Below are 14423 nucleotides of genomic sequence, written 5' to 3'. Positions count from 1 at the left end.
GTCAGCGTGCCATCAATTCGGCCAGGACGCCTTCTTTGAGGGCATACTTCGAAACCTGGATTTGCCCGATGCCATGCGTTTTGAGCACGTAGTCGATCAGGCAGACGGCCACGACGATCATATCCACACGCAGCTCGATCATACCGGGGATCGCCATGCGTTCGTCATGGTTGCCAGATAGGATGAGGGCATAGGCGCGGTAAAATTCTTCCAGGGGGATATTGAAATCGGTTTCCGATGCCGGTGGCCAGTCGCCCGTGCGGTGGTGAAAGTCGATATCGACAAGGGTATCGAACGTTCCAGACGAGCCTACCAGCTTTTCGGGGGCATATTGGTGGACCGCATTCGCGAGGGGAATGAGGTTTTCGTCAAAATGATTGTACAGGCTCCGGCGGTCGGCTTGGGAAAGCGGGTCGTTCCGCATGAATTTTTCCATGAGTCGCTGCCCGCCGATTTCGAAGCTCTGTTTCCAGAATATCTGCGAGCGGTTGCCAATGATAAATTCGACGCTGCCACCTCCGATGTCCATGATCAGTGAAGGCCCCTCACCAATGTCGGCACCGTGGCGCACACCGTGGTAAATATATTCTGCCTCGCGGTTACCGTCGATGATCGTGACTTCAATATTTGTTTTTTCAAAAATTTCCGAACAGAATGCTTGCCGGTTTTCTGCATTGCGGACCGCGCTGGTGCCGAACGCGAAAGTCTTTTCGGGCATTACTTCAAAGGAGTCGAGTTTCTCGCGGAAATAGGAGAGAACGGCCAGCGCACGATCCTGCGCTTCGGGGGTGATAATGCGCTTGTTGATACCTCCCAGGCCGATCCTGGCAGGCCTGCTTTCGTGGAAAACGGTCTTGAAATGAGCACCGTTGGGCTCCGCGATCAGCAGGTGAAAAGTGTTGGTACCTAAATCAATTATTCCCAGTCTCGAACTCATATCGGGCTGTTTAATCTGTTAATGACTTTCATTTCAATGCAATGGATACAAAAATAAACGAATTTTAACGAGTTATTTCTTGATTTTCTGTCGGATATAGTTTTTCTTTGCAGTCCGATTTCAGAAACCAATTCAAAGAACATTAGAAATTATAAGCATGCTTATTATTAACATCAAAGACAACGAATCGATTGACCGCGCTCTTAAGCGTTACAAGAAGAAATTTGAAAGAACTGGTACAATGCGCCAGCTTCGTGCGCGTACAGCTTTTGAAAAGCCATCTGTAAAGCGTCGTTTCGAAGTTTTGCGTGCAGTTTACAAAGAGAAAACATACGGTCATTTAGAAGACTAGTTCCTGGTGGAATGGTTCTCTGAAAGACTTCTATAGGATTATTGTATCCACATCATACGAAAAGGAGCTATCTTGAATAAGATGGCTCCTTTTCGTATGTTCGGAGTATGATAACGCCATTTTTGGAATTCCTCCAATTCGAAAAGCGCTCGAGTGCGCATACGATCAAATCGTATCAGACTGATCTCGAACAGTTTCAGAAATACCTTCTTTTCCAATACGATTGCGCCGAGCCCGAAACAGCCAAAGCGCCGATGCTCCGGTCGTGGGTAGTGAGTATGATGGAAGAAGGACTCAACCCATCGTCGATTAACCGGAAAATTGCGACGCTCCGGACGTTCTTTGGTTATTTAAGGAAGAAAAAGCACATTGACAGTGATCCGACGAAAATCCTGTCGGCTTTGAAAACCCGCAAAAAACTGCCCGCATTTGTAGAAGAGAAATCCATGGAAATGCTTTTTGAAGAAGGCACATTTTCGGACGATTTCGAAGGGCTGCGCGACAGGGTAATTATGGAACTGCTGTATGGCAGCGGTATCCGGCTTTCGGAGCTCGTGGAGTTGGAATTAAAAGACCTTAACTTGCCCGCCCGCACGATCCGTGTTTTCGGGAAACGGTCGAAAGAGCGGATCGTGCCTGTTTCCACCTCTTTGGCACAATTGCTTCAAAAATATTCAGAACAGCGTGCGCCGGAGGAAAATACTGACATTCTGCTGTTGACTGATTCAAATAAAGCTATTTACCCGGTTTTTGTACAGCGGAAAGTGAAGCAATACCTTTCCGCCGTTACGACGCTGTCGCAAAAGAGCCCGCACGTGCTCCGGCACACCTATGCCACGCATTTGCTCAACCGCGGCGCCGATCTGAATGCGATCAAGGAATTACTGGGACACGCCAACCTGGCCGCTACGCAAATTTACACCCATAACTCCATCGAAAAGCTTAAAAAAACGCATCAACAGGCGCACCCCAAAGCCTGAAACCCATTTTTTAAGGTTATATTTGCCTTCAGTGCAAATTTCAAAATATAATTTCGTCACTCCATTATGAATAATAGTTTCCAGGACGCAGTTGTAACGAAGTATAATATTTTTAATAGCCTGTTTCTGAGTTTACCGTATCGCGGTATCTTCCAAACTGGCTCTCTGCTTCCGATACTGACCCAGCAAAGCGAGGTAGGCTTTCAGGAAGGCAAATCTCCCAAAGAAATCATCGAGCATTTTTTTTCAGAGCTCCTGGAAACAGCTACTCCCAAGGAACGCGCGGACTTGCTTTTTGCATTCATCCAATATATCGAACGCCAGGTGGTGCTTTTCGACTCGGTGGAAGATGCTGCTTTTGACGAAACGCACGACCTGACCGGCAAAGGCTCGGTGACCTACCTGACCGAACGGCTGGAAAATGACGAACTGAAAAAGAAATTGCTCGCAAAGCTGGAAGATTTCAGCGTGCGCATCGTGCTGACTGCCCACCCGACCCAGTTTTATTCCGGCAAAGTGTTGGGCATTATCAACGATCTGGAAGATGCAATCAAGGCAAACGACTTTACAGAGGTAAACCAGTTGCTGTTGCAGCTCGGGAAAACGGCTTTCATTAACCATGAAAAACCCACACCCTTCGATGAGGCGGTGAGCCTGTGCTGGTTCCTCGAAAATGTATATTATGATGCCATTCCGTCCATTCTTGAAAAACTCATTAATGGCTTGGGAATGAGCGTTCACGACTGGCCTTACCCGAATGTGTTCCGTCTGGGCTTCTGGCCGGGCGGGGACCGCGACGGGAACCCGTTTGTGAACCCCGAAATCACACTCAAAGTCGCCGACCGCCTGCGCGAGACGCTGTTGCGTGGCTACTACCGGGATATCCGCCAATTAAAACGCCGCCTGACGTTTAAAGGAGTTGACGAAGCGGTTTCGCTGGCGGAGAAAAAGATGAACAGCACCATTTTCGGGCCGTTTGAAGAAGGATACGAAAATGCGCAGGAGCTGATCGACGAGTTGCTCAAAGCGCGCGAAGTGCTGGTGAACAAGCATCAGGGATTGTTCGTGGAGTTGCTCGATAACTTTATTTTAAAACTCAATCTATTCGGTTTTTTCTTCGCAAGCCTCGACGTCCGTCAGGATAGCCGCAAGCATGGCAAGGCCTGGGAGGATATTCTGAAAAGACTGGAAAGGAAGATTCCGCTGCTGAAATACAGCGATTACGAGAGTTGGGATGAGGCGAAGAAGATCGACCTGCTGCTTTCCCTGAATATACCGCTTCGGGATGAAGACTATGAGGATGAGCTTACTAAGGACATCCTTGGTTCGATCCGGGCGATCAAGACGATCCAGGAGAAGAATGGTGAAAAAGGCGCGCACCGGTATGTAATCAGCAACAATACTTCCGCACTGAATGTAATGCAGGTGGTAGCGTTGGCCAAAAACCTGATTGCAGACGAACAGGGCAAGCTGGCGCTCGACGTGGTACCGCTTTTTGAAACGGTAGATGACCTGGCCAATGCACCGGACATTATGCGCTCGCTATATGAAAACGATTACTACCGCAACCACCTGAGCAACCGCGAGAATCACCAGACGATCATGGTGGGCTTTTCGGATGGAACCAAAGACGGCGGCTATCTGCGAGCCAACTGGTCGATCTACCGCGCGAAGGAAGAGCTGACCAAGGTTTCGCGTGAATTTGGCATTAAAGTCACATTCTTCGACGGCCGCGGGGGACCTCCGGCACGTGGGGGCGGCAACAACCACAACTTTTATTCATCACTGGGCAAGGATATCGAGGATAAGGAAATCCAGCTTACGGTTCAGGGACAGACCATCAGTTCCAATTATGGCACCGTTACGACGGCCATGTATAACCTGGAAAGGCTGTTCACCGCCGGCCTTGAAAACCACCTTTTCAAAGGTCACCGCGAAGATGAACTGACGGATGCAGACAAAGATCTGATCGAGGAAATGGCTGAAATTGCCTACAATTCCTATCTGGACTTGAAAAACCACCCGATGTTTGTCAAGTACCTCGACAAAAAGACGCCATTGCGTTTTTACGGACAAACCAACATCGGTAGCCGTCCGACCAAACGCGGCAACGACGACGAAGGCCTGAAATTCGAAGATTTGCGGGCAATCCCGTTCGTAGGTTCATGGGCGCAGATGAAACAGAATGTCCCCGGATTTTACGGTTTCGGTACCGCGATCAAGGAACTGGCGAAGGAGAACAAAGTCGATGATATCAAAAAGCTTTATCAGAAATCGCTTTTCTTTCGGACGTTGATCGAAAACTCAATGCAGTCGCTCTCCAAAGCATTCTTCCCGGCCACCAAGTACCTTCGCGACGATGAGGATTACCGTGAGTTCTGGGATAAAATGTATAACGAATTCTTGCTAACACGCGAGCTTTTGCTTGATGTATCGGGCCAGAAGGAGCTGCTCGATAGCAACAACGTCACCAAAGTTTCCATTAAAACCCGCGAGCGCATCGTATTGCCGTTGATCACCATCCAGCAATATGCATTGCAAATGCTCGCAGGCGATCCGAAGGAACTGCCGGTTGATGTGGAGACCTATAATCAGCTCATTATTAGGGCGATGTTCGGGATTATCAATGCGGCACGGAACTCGGCTTAGCAGTAAATTTTTGTAAGAAGGTGCCGGCAGGAGAGATCTTGCCGGCATTTTTCATGAAATGCCCTTGGAGGTTAAAATCTCGGGGTGATATCTTTTCATTAGCAGAAAGTATGCCCCTGCGCCGGCGAGTACTGACAATGTAAGCTCCGGCAATGGGGCGAGACGGCCGTTTAGGAAGTACCGCACCATTAAGATCAGAGCGAGCATTGCGACGCTGGGAATGCTGTTTTTTAGAATGATCCGGATGAGCGCAAAGTGTCCTACCGAAATGATTTTCTTCACAAAATGATTGTAGACAAGAAAGCTCACCAGACTCGTAGCGACAATACTTGCGGCGACCCCATCGATTCCATATCCCGCAACCAATGCAAACAGGATACCCGAGGCGGCGATCATTCGGGTGAGTAAGATGATTTTCAGATATGATTTGGTTTGGCCGATCGCCTGATAGATGGCTCCCGGGAAAACACAAATCTCAAATAGCGATGCAAAACCCAGAATTCTCAATATAGGAATTGCTTGTATCCATTTATCACCCAATAAAATGGGAACCGCAAGATCGCATACCACTGAAAAACCGACAATCATGGGAAAACCAATCAATGTCGCGAGCGATACCGTTTTCAGATAAAAGCTGCCCATCGCCGTTCTGTCCCTCTGGATTTTGGAAAACGCGGCAAAAATAACCTGGGAAATCCTGCCCTTGATATTCGAGACAGGCCAGACGTAGAGGCTGTAAGCCAGACTATATATTCCCAATGCGTTGATTCCCATCCATTTCCCAATGAGGATGTCGTCAATTTTCCTACCGAAGACCAACAAAAACTGTGATAGCGATTGAGGAACCCCAAAATGCAGGAGTTCCTTTATTTCGGAGAGCGCCGGACGAAACCTAAACTTCGGCCATGCATAAGCGCATAATGTAAGCGTTCGGACGCTTTGCACGAGGAGGAGTCTTGCCCCCAACGCTATCCAGCCATGTCCGTTGTATGCCAGCCATACAGCCACTACTCCGGAAACGACAATACTCAGGATATTGGTGAATGCAATCTTATCGAAGGCCAGGCGCCTTTGTAATTCAGAGAGCGGGAATGCCTCGATCGCCTGAAAAGGGATGGACCACATCAGCAGCAGGAACACGTCCTGTAATTGGGGCTTGTTATAAAACGCAGCGAGAAATGACGATGAAAAGCCAATAGCGAGCATCATTAATATCGCAAGCAGGGATGTCACGACGAGTACCGCCGAATAGAAGCGGTCGGTAACGACGGCACGCTGGGTGAGCGCAGAAGTGCTCCCCAGTGTGCCAAAGGTCTCAATCAGGCCCGTAAATGCCATCGCCGCGGCCAGCAACCCGAAATCGCCGGGTCCGAGCATACGGCTTAGCAGTAAATTAAAGCCAATGCTGCTTAATTGTCCGCCAGAGGAAATAATCAGATTCCACCTGATGCCCGAAAAGACGGACCGTTCAAACGAATCGGGGTTGATGTTTTCCAATGGAGCGCCTGTTTCGGATGTGGATCAGGAGAATGTATAGGGGATTTCGGGAGAGTTAACGGGTATTCGCCAGTGATCCGGATCGTCGTATTGATATGCCCGATCGACGATATTCAATAATGCGGCATGTTCGTTCGTAAAGTTTTGCACGCCATGCCATATTCGTGGAGGAACGATGATGAGCATAGGCCTGAACGCCCCGCAACGGAATTCGTTGATTTGCCCGTAAGTAGGGGATTCCGGGCGGGCGTCGTACAAAACGACTTTAATCAGACCTGTATTTACAAAAATGCGATCGGTAGTAACTTCGTGCGCATGCCACGCCGAGATACCGCCGGGAAGCAACGAAACCTGGAAAATCTGATCTACCGTTAGGTTGTCGAGCTCCCAGTCCTGCCGGTAGATTTCCGTCAGGAAGCCATTGTTTTTGATCACATTTTTAACCTCTTTCACTTTGACGCCGTCAATCAGGTCCAGGTTAGAGGGGTTCCATTGCGCGGTAATACTTTTAGCGTCTTTGATCGCGCTGTCGATACTCCATTTTTCGGCTTGTAACATTGTTCGGGGAAGGTTAGTTTGAGTTAGTTGAGTCCTCTTTTTTGGCGATAGCTTGCCACCAGACCGCCTTTTCGATAGTTTCTTTTCATGTAGAATTCTATGGTATTCAAGCCCAATTTGATGAAGGCAGTTTTGATCTTTTTCGTAAAAAATCGCCAGTAATACGTTTTTTCATCATAATAGCTTTCTTCGAAGCAATTATATAAGTATTTGACCGCCAATTGCTCTCTAAAATGCGGATTGTCGCGTAATTGCTCAAAGCACCGCTGGCTGTCCTGGGACATGCGGTCCTTATAAGAGTTCTTTCGCGAACTGGAAGGCAGGGCAATTACCGTAAAATGCCTGGTTGGCTCAATCCTCTTGCCGGCCTCGAAAGCACGTTTGAGCCAATCATGCGATGGCACGAGGTGCAGCTCCCTGGCCGGTCGCCAAAAACCGACGTCCTGGATCAGGCTTCGCTTGAAAAGCCAATTGCTCGCAGGCACAAAGATGCGTGACGGATGGTAACCGTACTTTTTTGAAACTACGCCACTCAGGTAAAAATAACTTTTCTCTTCTCCGTGATCTATGAACCCGGCCGCCAGGGCCAGGTCTGCGCCTGACGATTGCAAGAAATTGAGAGAATAAGCAAGATGATCAGGAAACCATAGGTCATCATGGTTCAGAAAGGCGATAAAATCACCCTTTGCTTGTTTCAGGCCTACATTGTTGGGGCCCGACTGCTCACCGAAGTTCTCTTTCAGGTTGATAAAGGTTATTCTGGAATCCTGAAAACCATTTACCACCGATTCCGTATCATCCGTACAGCAGTCCCCGACAACGATCAACTCCCATTCCTGAAAAGTTTGGTTCAATACAGACCGGATCGTGAAACCAAGGATATTGCTCCGATTGTAGGTTGCTGTAACGATCGAGATAACAGGGCTGCTCATGAAGGGGAAAGTAAGTACATATCTCATCTTACTCATAGCCTTTAGTCTCCGTAAGGCATCCTTTGGCGGAAATATAAAATCACCAAACTTTTCCTCACAATTATTAGTAGACGAATTGTTGCGTAGGCTTATATTTGATAATACTCAATCATTCCAAACCTGTTTTACTTCCACATCATGACACATCAGTCGGATCATCGTGCCTACTTTTTTAAGATAGATACGACTATCAAAAAGATTCGCAATGCATTGCAAAAGCAGCTGACTGAGGCGGGTTTTGACCTTACGGTCGACCAATGGGTGCTTATTGACCATATTTTCAGAAAGCAGGGCATCAGCCAGAACGAGCTGGCGGAAATGACCTTCAAAGACCCTCCGACCGTGACGAGGATTATCGATTTGCTGGAAAAGAAAGGCCTGGTTGAGCGCGGGCCAGCTGCGGGCGACCGCAGGAAATTCAATCTGTTTCTCACCAAAAGCGGGGAGGCGATCTACAACCAGGCGTTCCCGATCGTGGCCGACATCCGCCGCAAAGGGTGGGGAAGTCTCAGCGACGCCGATTACCAGCATTTCGTGCGGATCATGGATTCTATTTACCAAAATTTTACCTGATTTGACGGAATTTTACCTCTCCATTAAGTGGAAGAATGACAGCTTTTTACGTCGTTCTTCCACTTTTTTTGTGTAGAAGTGCGACCTTGATGGGGCATTTGCGGGAGCTTCCCATTAAACCTTTCACCACGTTTTTGTATCTAAACCTTAGAACGGTTCCGCAACCAGCAGGTTTGAAAGGGCTGTTCGGTTAAATCAGTTTCATTTTATCCATCATTAAGGCCATGAAAAAGTTTTTTTTGCTCGGCGCTCTCATCACTTCATCACTTGTTACCCCCGCATTTTCCCAAATCAAATCTGAGCTGCAATATCAGGTACCGAATATAGAAGTGGCGGGTTTCGCAGAAATGGAGGTTGTTCCCGATGAAATTTATTTCAACATCTCGCTCCGCGAGTATTTCCAGGACGAGAAGAACCAGAAGGACAAAGTCAATATCTCTACCCTCGAAAAGCAGCTGATCAAGGCGGTGGCCGATGCCGGCTTGCCAAAAGAGGCATTGTCGATCAGTGGGGTGGGCGGTTACCAGAACTATGTGGACAAAAAGAAAAAGCCTGCAACTTTCCTGGAAGCGAAACAGTATGAATTGAAAGTTTCGAGCGCCGAAAAACTGGACGGCATTTTGTCGAAGGTGGAAAGCCGTGGTGTGCAGTATGCCAATGTAGCGCGCGTCGACCATTCGAAGCGTGAAGAATTCAAAAAGCAGGTGAAGATCGATGCGTTGAAAGCTGCCAAGGTGAAGGCAGAGTACCTGGTAGCCGCTTTGGATCAGAAGTTGGGCAAAGTGCTCGAAATCAAAGAGCTGGAGGAAAACCTTTATTTTCCTCAGCCGGTATTCGCCAAAGCCAATGTGCGTGCATTTGCAGCAGAGGCTGCGGATACCGTTCAGGACAGCGATGTACAGTATCAGAAAATCAAGATCAGTTACCGGATGCAGGCTGCATTTGAGATCAAATAGGCCGTTTCACGCATAAACTTCCCTCTCAGGTGCCCGGTAAATAGTTTGCCGGGCACAATTTTTTCTGTGTAATGCATCCGGATTTGTCAGTCCGTTCTTTTGTTGGAACTATTAGTTTCCTTAAATTGAATATTCAATCTCAAACTAAGTAACTGGAAATCATGAGCATTAACGCAAAACACCTGGCCACATTTATTTTGGGAGCCGCCGCGGGAGTGGCAGCACACAAATACCTTCAGACCGAGGAGGGAGAGAAGCTTCTGGAAGACCTTAAAACAAAGGCTAACAACCTGAAAGCCGAAGCCGAAGGGGCCATCGATAAAGCTCCTGAGTATTTCGAGGAACTAAAAACCAAAGGGGCGGAAACTCTGAAGGGCAACTTTCCGGATGCGGAGACCTTTTTTAAGGATTTGTTTGAAAAATTCAAGGGCACAAAGGACGCTGCGTCCACGGAAACGGATATTACGCCAACGCCCGACCCTATTTCCTGATAACAGATCACATGGGGTGCCGGAGAATGCTTGTACGAAGTGCTCTCCGGCATTTTTATTGCCCTAGTAAACCGTTGATCTGGGCATACTGGATGAGCATGATGGTCTTGGCGTCGTTGATTTCGCCGCTGGCGACCATTTGAATCGCTTTTGTGAAGGGGATTTCAATTACCTCAATGTTCTCCTGCTCCGTGGCGCAGCCCCCGCCGTTACTGACTTTCATATCGTCGGAATAGGCTGCTACAAAAAAGTAAAGGATTTCAGTCACCGAGCCGGGCGACATGTATGCTTCGAATATTTTCTTCACCGAGCTTACTTTGTAACCGGTTTCCTCCTCCGTTTCACGTTTAATGCATGCTTCGGGATTGTCTTTGTCGAGAAGGCCTGCGCAGGCTTCGATCATCATGCCGGTGTCATTCCCGTTGGTATAAGTAGGCAGGCGAAACTGCCTTGTCAGCACAACGGTCTGTTTTTCCTTATTATAAAGCAAAATCACCGCGCCATTCCCGCGGTCGTACGCTTCACGCGCCTGGCGCTCCCAGGAGCCGTCGGCGCGTTGGTAGTCGAATGTGTATTTGCGAAGCGTGTACCAGTTATTCGAAAGGACTTCTTCCGATGCCATGTTGACGCGAGGATTTGTCATTGATTAAATTTGATTATTTGTGATTAATAATGATCAAAATTAATCAAAACTTTTCTGCGAGCAAAAAAGAATGAGCCAATGGCGAATATTTAGTGATCCGGATTACTTTGCGGTTGTTATCTCAACCTACGTTCCATGAAACCTGCATCTTACTGGATTGAAAAGTATAACCTTCTGCCTCACCCGGAAGGCGGCTATTATGCCGAAACCTACCGCGCATCCGAAAGTATTCCGCACCACGCATTACCCACGCGTTTCGGGGGCGACAGGGCATTTTCCACCGGCATTTACTTTTTACTAGAATCGCACAACTTCTCCGCATTCCACCGCATTCAGGCTGATGAAATGTGGCATTTCTATGCCGGGGAAGCGTTGGAAGTGTTTGTAATAGATGAAAAAACAGGCGAGCTGAACACAATCAGGCTAGGTAGCAATCCCGACAATGGAGAAACATTCCAGGCCGTGGTACCGGCCGGTGCGTGGTTCGGCTCACGCCCCGCGAGCGGGAGCGCGTACGCGCTCGTGGGCTGCACCGTGGCGCCCGGTTTCGATTTTGCCGACTTCGAAATGGCCGGGCGGGAGGCATTATCCCAGGCTTATCCCCAACACGCCGGGCTGATCGCCGAACTTACCCGTTGCTGACAACCCGGCGCGCGTTAATATCCTGCGCTCGTATCGTCCCCGCGTGGGTCGGAGCCGCCTTCGAGGGAGCCGTCGGGGAGCACCAGGATGCAATCCATCCGGCCGATAGAGTTGCGTTGCTGTTCGAGGATATAGCCCTTGTCCTGCAACTTCTTAATGGCCTCGGCCGAGAATGCATTGGCCTCGAAAGTAGTTTTGTCGGGCAGCCACTGGTGGTGGAATTTCAATGCGTTCACGGCCTGCTGCATGGTCATACCGTGTTCCAGGACGTTTAGAATGGTTTGATAAACCGATGTAATGATGGTAGAACCGCCCGGCGTACCCACTACCATCAGCAGTTTTCCGTCTTTTTCGATGATGGTCGGCGTCATGGAAGAGAGCATTCGCTTGCCCGGTGCGATCGCATTGGCTTTATTGCCGATCAGCCCGTACATATTTGGTGCGCCTGCTTTAATACTGAAATCGTCCATTTCATTGTTCATAAAAAAGCCCCCGCCTTTCACTACGACGCGGCTGCCGTAGCCACCGTTCAAGGTAGTTGTGACCGATACTGCATTGCCTTCTTTGTCTACTACCGAAAAGTGTGTGGTTTCCAGGCTCTCGTAGCCCGGCAGCGTGCCGCCGTGAATATTTTTGCTGTCTGTCGCTTTGTCCCAAGAGAAATCGCTCCAACGTTTTTGCAGGTAAGCTTGGCTGATGAGATCGTTCACTGGCACTTTCACGAAATCGGGATCGCCCAGGAACTTGGCGCGGTCGGCGTACACGCGGCGCTCGGCCTCGATCATCACCTGAATAGTCGAATCGCTGTGCCAGCCCCATTTGCGCAGCGGGTGCTGCTCGGTGAGGCGCATAAGTTGCAGCAATGCTACGCCCCCGCTGGATGGCGGTGCCATCGTGATCACCTTATAGCCTTTATATCCTTCGGTAATGGTTTCGCGCCACTGTGCATGGTAATCGGCGAGGTCATGTTTGCTGATAATGCCTTCTCCGTTCCTGTTAATATCCTTTACGAGCTTTTTGGCCACTCTGCCGGCATAGAAGCCCTCCCGACCTTTCTTCTGAACACGCTTCAATACTTTGGACAGGTCCTTCTGCACGAGGAGATCGCCCGCCGCCCAATCCTTGCCCGTCGGGTTCAAGAAATACAACGAGCCTGGATTTATGGCCAATAAATCCTTTTTGATTGAGTTGAGGCTGCGTGCCTCCCGTTCCGTCAGTATCACCCCATTTGCAGCAATGTCGATGGCTGGCTGCAATACCTGCTTCCAGCTTAGTTTACCATACCTGGCATGCGCCTGGGCCATACCATCCACAGACCCCGGCACGCCCGACGCCAGACGGCCCAGTGTACTCGAATTGGGAACAATATTGCCGTCTTTGTCAAGATACATATCGGCGTGGCCCTTTCCGGGTGCTTTTTCGCGGAAATCGATGCTGTAACTTTTGCCATCTTTATCTCGTAAAACCAAAAATCCGCCGCCGCCGATATTGCCTGCCGAAGGATGAACCACAGCCAGCGCAAATTGCACGGCCACCGCGGCGTCCACTGCATTTCCGCCTGCCTTGAGAATATCCACCCCCACTTTCGAAGCCTCGGGATGGGCCGAAGCGACCATCCCGTTTTGTGCGACGACGCCTTTGCGGTCACTGAAAAAAGGTTTCTGATTAGGATCGTCGGAAAGGAACTGATAGAAGCCGGTAGATTCCTGTACTGGTTTCTGAGCGTAGGAAACGCCGGATAGCGTGCCGGCCAGCAGCATGAGCGCGAAGCGTAATTTCATATAGGAGTGTCAGGTTAATGTTGTAATTTATTAAATCGAACCCTTTTTCTTACCTTTTATACCAATTTATTTCGATGCATTGGGGCGATGCGTTAACTTTTGAATTCAAATTGTCCGTAACGTCATGATGAAGTTTTTACGACAGGTCTGGGAGAGTTTCCGCTTCGCCTGGGGAGCGCTCAAAACCAATGTTACCCGCACTATCCTATCGCTTCTCGGCGTCACGGTGGGCATATTCGCGATCGTTGCCGTGTTTACCATTGTCGATTCGCTGGAAAAAAGCATCCGCGACAGCCTGAGCTTCATCGGCGATAAAGTGATTTATGTACAAAAATGGCCGTGGGGCTTCGGTGGCGAGTATCAATGGTGGAAATACTTTCAATGGCCGGAACCGACGTACTCCGAATATAAATACCTCTACGAAAACCTGGAAAGTGCCAGTGCCGTGGCTGTCATGGATTTCAGGGGTAGCACGACGCTCAAAAATGGCTCCAATAGCATCAACGCCCAGATTCAGGGCGTGTCGTTTGAATACAACCTTATTTCCGACATTCCCGTCCAGAACGGCCGTTACTTCATTCCGCTTGAAACCAACAACGCCCGAAATGTGGCGATTGTCGGTGCGGATATCGCAGAATCGCTATTTCCCGGTCAGGATCCTGTCGGAAAGCCATTCAAGCTGGCGGGCCACAAGTTCACAATTATCGGCGTGAGGGAGAAAAAGGGAGAGAGCCTTGTTGACTTTGGCGGTAGCCCTGATAAAATTTGCCTGATCCCGTTCTCCTCATTCTCCAAACTGTTTCAATCCGGCCGGCGAAGCGCAGACATTGTAGTGAAGGGCTTTCCCGATGATGTGGGTATGAAGGAAGTGGAAGCGGAAATCGTGGGGCTAATGCGGACCAAGCGGGGTATCAAACCTCGCGATGGCAATAATTTCTCATTAAACCGGCCCGAAGCGGCAGCCGTCGCGATTTCCGGATTGTTCGCGGTATTGACGATCGCGGGCTGGGTAATCGGGAGCTTTTCCATTCTGGTAGGTGGTTTTGGAATTGCCAATATCATGTTCGTATCGGTCAAGGAAAGAACAAACCTGATCGGTATTCAGAAATCGCTGGGCGCCAAGAACTATTCGATATTGTTCCAGTTTCTCTTCGAAGCAGTGATGCTGAGCCTTGTAGGAGGGCTTGTGGGGATATTCCTGGTGTACCTGCTTTCGTTCCTGAAACTCGGGTCGCTCGAAATCCTGCTGCTGCCGCGCAATGTGATACTTGGGTTAGGCGTGTCGAGCATCATAGGTGTGCTTTCGGGGATCGTTCCCGCAATGCTCGCCGCACGCATGGATCCGGTGATCGCCATCCGAGCAAAATAATCACTAGGAAAAATCAAACCGTTT

The 14423-nt window shown here is 49.2% G+C and carries 14 protein-coding genes; 8 read left to right on the top strand and 6 right to left on the bottom strand.

Annotated elements, in window-relative coordinates:
* Position 1: 1 nt before the first annotated feature.
* Entirely contained in the window at positions 2-937 is a 936-nt protein-coding gene (locus tag IEY24_RS30730; RefSeq protein ID WP_188939127.1) for a Ppx/GppA phosphatase family protein, read from the bottom strand.
* Positions 938-1094: 157 nt separating this feature from the next.
* Between IEY24_RS30730 and rpsU the strand changes: the two genes are divergently transcribed.
* From rpsU to IEY24_RS30715, 3 genes are all read left to right on the top strand, one after another.
* Entirely contained in the window at positions 1095-1289 is a 195-nt protein-coding gene (gene rpsU, locus IEY24_RS30725) for a 30S ribosomal protein S21 (protein ID WP_090154901.1), read from the top strand.
* Positions 1290-1396: 107 nt separating this feature from the next.
* On the top strand, positions 1397-2269 hold the full coding sequence (locus IEY24_RS30720) for a phage lytic cycle repressor MrpR family protein (RefSeq protein WP_188939126.1): 873 nt from the start codon (positions 1397-1399) through the stop codon (positions 2267-2269).
* A gap of 66 nt (positions 2270-2335) precedes the next feature.
* Positions 2336-4918 carry a phosphoenolpyruvate carboxylase gene (locus IEY24_RS30715; RefSeq protein ID WP_188939125.1) on the top strand — a complete coding sequence of 861 codons (2583 nt, stop codon included), beginning with the start codon at positions 2336-2338 and terminating at the stop codon, positions 4916-4918.
* A gap of 51 nt (positions 4919-4969) precedes the next feature.
* On the opposite strand, the gene IEY24_RS30710 is transcribed toward IEY24_RS30715, so the two are convergent.
* From IEY24_RS30710 to IEY24_RS30700, 3 genes are read right to left on the bottom strand one after another with little or no spacing between them, the layout of a single operon-like run.
* On the bottom strand, positions 4970-6415 hold the full coding sequence (locus IEY24_RS30710; RefSeq protein WP_188939124.1) for a lipopolysaccharide biosynthesis protein: 1446 nt from the start codon (positions 6413-6415) through the stop codon (positions 4970-4972).
* A gap of 24 nt (positions 6416-6439) precedes the next feature.
* Positions 6440-6973 carry a dTDP-4-dehydrorhamnose 3,5-epimerase family protein gene (locus IEY24_RS30705; protein WP_188939123.1) on the bottom strand — a complete coding sequence of 178 codons (534 nt, stop codon included), beginning with the start codon at positions 6971-6973 and terminating at the stop codon, positions 6440-6442.
* A gap of 23 nt (positions 6974-6996) precedes the next feature.
* Positions 6997-7905 carry a glycosyltransferase family 2 protein gene (locus IEY24_RS30700; RefSeq protein ID WP_188939122.1) on the bottom strand — a complete coding sequence of 303 codons (909 nt, stop codon included), beginning with the start codon at positions 7903-7905 and terminating at the stop codon, positions 6997-6999.
* Positions 7906-8082: 177 nt separating this feature from the next.
* On the opposite strand from IEY24_RS30700, the gene IEY24_RS30695 reads away from it, so the two are divergent.
* The 3 genes from IEY24_RS30695 to IEY24_RS30685 all read left to right on the top strand — a co-directional run bounded on the left by IEY24_RS30695 (position 8083) and on the right by IEY24_RS30685 (position 9964).
* Positions 8083-8517, top strand: coding sequence for a MarR family winged helix-turn-helix transcriptional regulator (locus IEY24_RS30695; RefSeq protein ID WP_188939121.1), 435 nt, complete (start codon positions 8083-8085; stop codon positions 8515-8517).
* 224 nt (positions 8518-8741) lie between these two features.
* Complete coding sequence (locus tag IEY24_RS30690) at positions 8742-9473, top strand: SIMPL domain-containing protein (protein WP_188939120.1); 732 nt, start codon at positions 8742-8744, stop codon at positions 9471-9473.
* 161 nt (positions 9474-9634) lie between these two features.
* Complete coding sequence (locus tag IEY24_RS30685) at positions 9635-9964, top strand: YtxH domain-containing protein (RefSeq protein ID WP_188939119.1); 330 nt, start codon at positions 9635-9637, stop codon at positions 9962-9964.
* A gap of 55 nt (positions 9965-10019) precedes the next feature.
* On the opposite strand, the gene nudK is transcribed toward IEY24_RS30685, so the two are convergent.
* Entirely contained in the window at positions 10020-10607 is a 588-nt protein-coding gene (gene nudK, locus IEY24_RS30680; protein ID WP_188939118.1) for a GDP-mannose pyrophosphatase NudK, read from the bottom strand.
* 135 nt (positions 10608-10742) lie between these two features.
* On the opposite strand from nudK, the gene IEY24_RS30675 reads away from it, so the two are divergent.
* Positions 10743-11249, top strand: a complete 507-nt coding sequence (locus IEY24_RS30675) for a cupin domain-containing protein (RefSeq protein WP_188939117.1) — start codon at positions 10743-10745, stop codon at positions 11247-11249.
* 14 nt (positions 11250-11263) lie between these two features.
* Here the strand turns inward: IEY24_RS30675 and ggt are convergent, their stop codons facing one another.
* Complete coding sequence (gene ggt, locus IEY24_RS30670) at positions 11264-13030, bottom strand: gamma-glutamyltransferase (protein WP_188939116.1); 1767 nt, start codon at positions 13028-13030, stop codon at positions 11264-11266.
* A gap of 124 nt (positions 13031-13154) precedes the next feature.
* Here ggt and IEY24_RS30665 point away from each other — a divergent pair, with 124 nt between their 5' ends.
* Entirely contained in the window at positions 13155-14399 is a 1245-nt protein-coding gene (locus IEY24_RS30665) for an ABC transporter permease (protein ID WP_188939115.1), read from the top strand.
* Positions 14400-14423 lie beyond the last annotated feature (24 nt).

Source organism: Dyadobacter endophyticus (assembly GCF_014641595.1).
GTDB classification, from domain to species: domain Bacteria; phylum Bacteroidota; class Bacteroidia; order Cytophagales; family Spirosomataceae; genus Dyadobacter; species Dyadobacter endophyticus.
The sequence above is the reverse complement of the archived record's forward strand: the minus strand, read 5'-3'. Positions and strand labels throughout refer to the sequence as shown.

Excerpts from the sequence above, each read along its gene's own strand:
- IEY24_RS30730 (WP_188939127.1), bottom strand. The coding sequence starts at position 937 with ATGAGTTCGAGACTGGGAATAATTGATTTAGGTACCAACACTTTTCAC.
- rpsU (WP_090154901.1), top strand. The coding sequence starts at position 1,095 with ATGCTTATTATTAACATCAAAGACAACGAATCGATTGACCGCGCTCTT.
- IEY24_RS30720 (WP_188939126.1), top strand. The coding sequence starts at position 1,397 with ATGATAACGCCATTTTTGGAATTCCTCCAATTCGAAAAGCGCTCGAGT.
- IEY24_RS30715 (WP_188939125.1), top strand. The coding sequence starts at position 2,336 with ATGAATAATAGTTTCCAGGACGCAGTTGTAACGAAGTATAATATTTTT.
- IEY24_RS30705 (WP_188939123.1), bottom strand. The coding sequence starts at position 6,973 with ATGTTACAAGCCGAAAAATGGAGTATCGACAGCGCGATCAAAGACGCT.
- IEY24_RS30700 (WP_188939122.1), bottom strand. The coding sequence starts at position 7,905 with ATGAGCAGCCCTGTTATCTCGATCGTTACAGCAACCTACAATCGGAGC.
- IEY24_RS30695 (WP_188939121.1), top strand. The coding sequence starts at position 8,083 with ATGACACATCAGTCGGATCATCGTGCCTACTTTTTTAAGATAGATACG.
- IEY24_RS30690 (WP_188939120.1), top strand. The coding sequence starts at position 8,742 with ATGAAAAAGTTTTTTTTGCTCGGCGCTCTCATCACTTCATCACTTGTT.
- IEY24_RS30685 (WP_188939119.1), top strand. The coding sequence starts at position 9,635 with ATGAGCATTAACGCAAAACACCTGGCCACATTTATTTTGGGAGCCGCC.
- nudK (WP_188939118.1), bottom strand. The coding sequence starts at position 10,607 with ATGACAAATCCTCGCGTCAACATGGCATCGGAAGAAGTCCTTTCGAAT.
- IEY24_RS30675 (WP_188939117.1), top strand. The coding sequence starts at position 10,743 with ATGAAACCTGCATCTTACTGGATTGAAAAGTATAACCTTCTGCCTCAC.
- ggt (WP_188939116.1), bottom strand. The coding sequence starts at position 13,030 with ATGAAATTACGCTTCGCGCTCATGCTGCTGGCCGGCACGCTATCCGGC.
- IEY24_RS30665 (WP_188939115.1), top strand. The coding sequence starts at position 13,155 with ATGATGAAGTTTTTACGACAGGTCTGGGAGAGTTTCCGCTTCGCCTGG.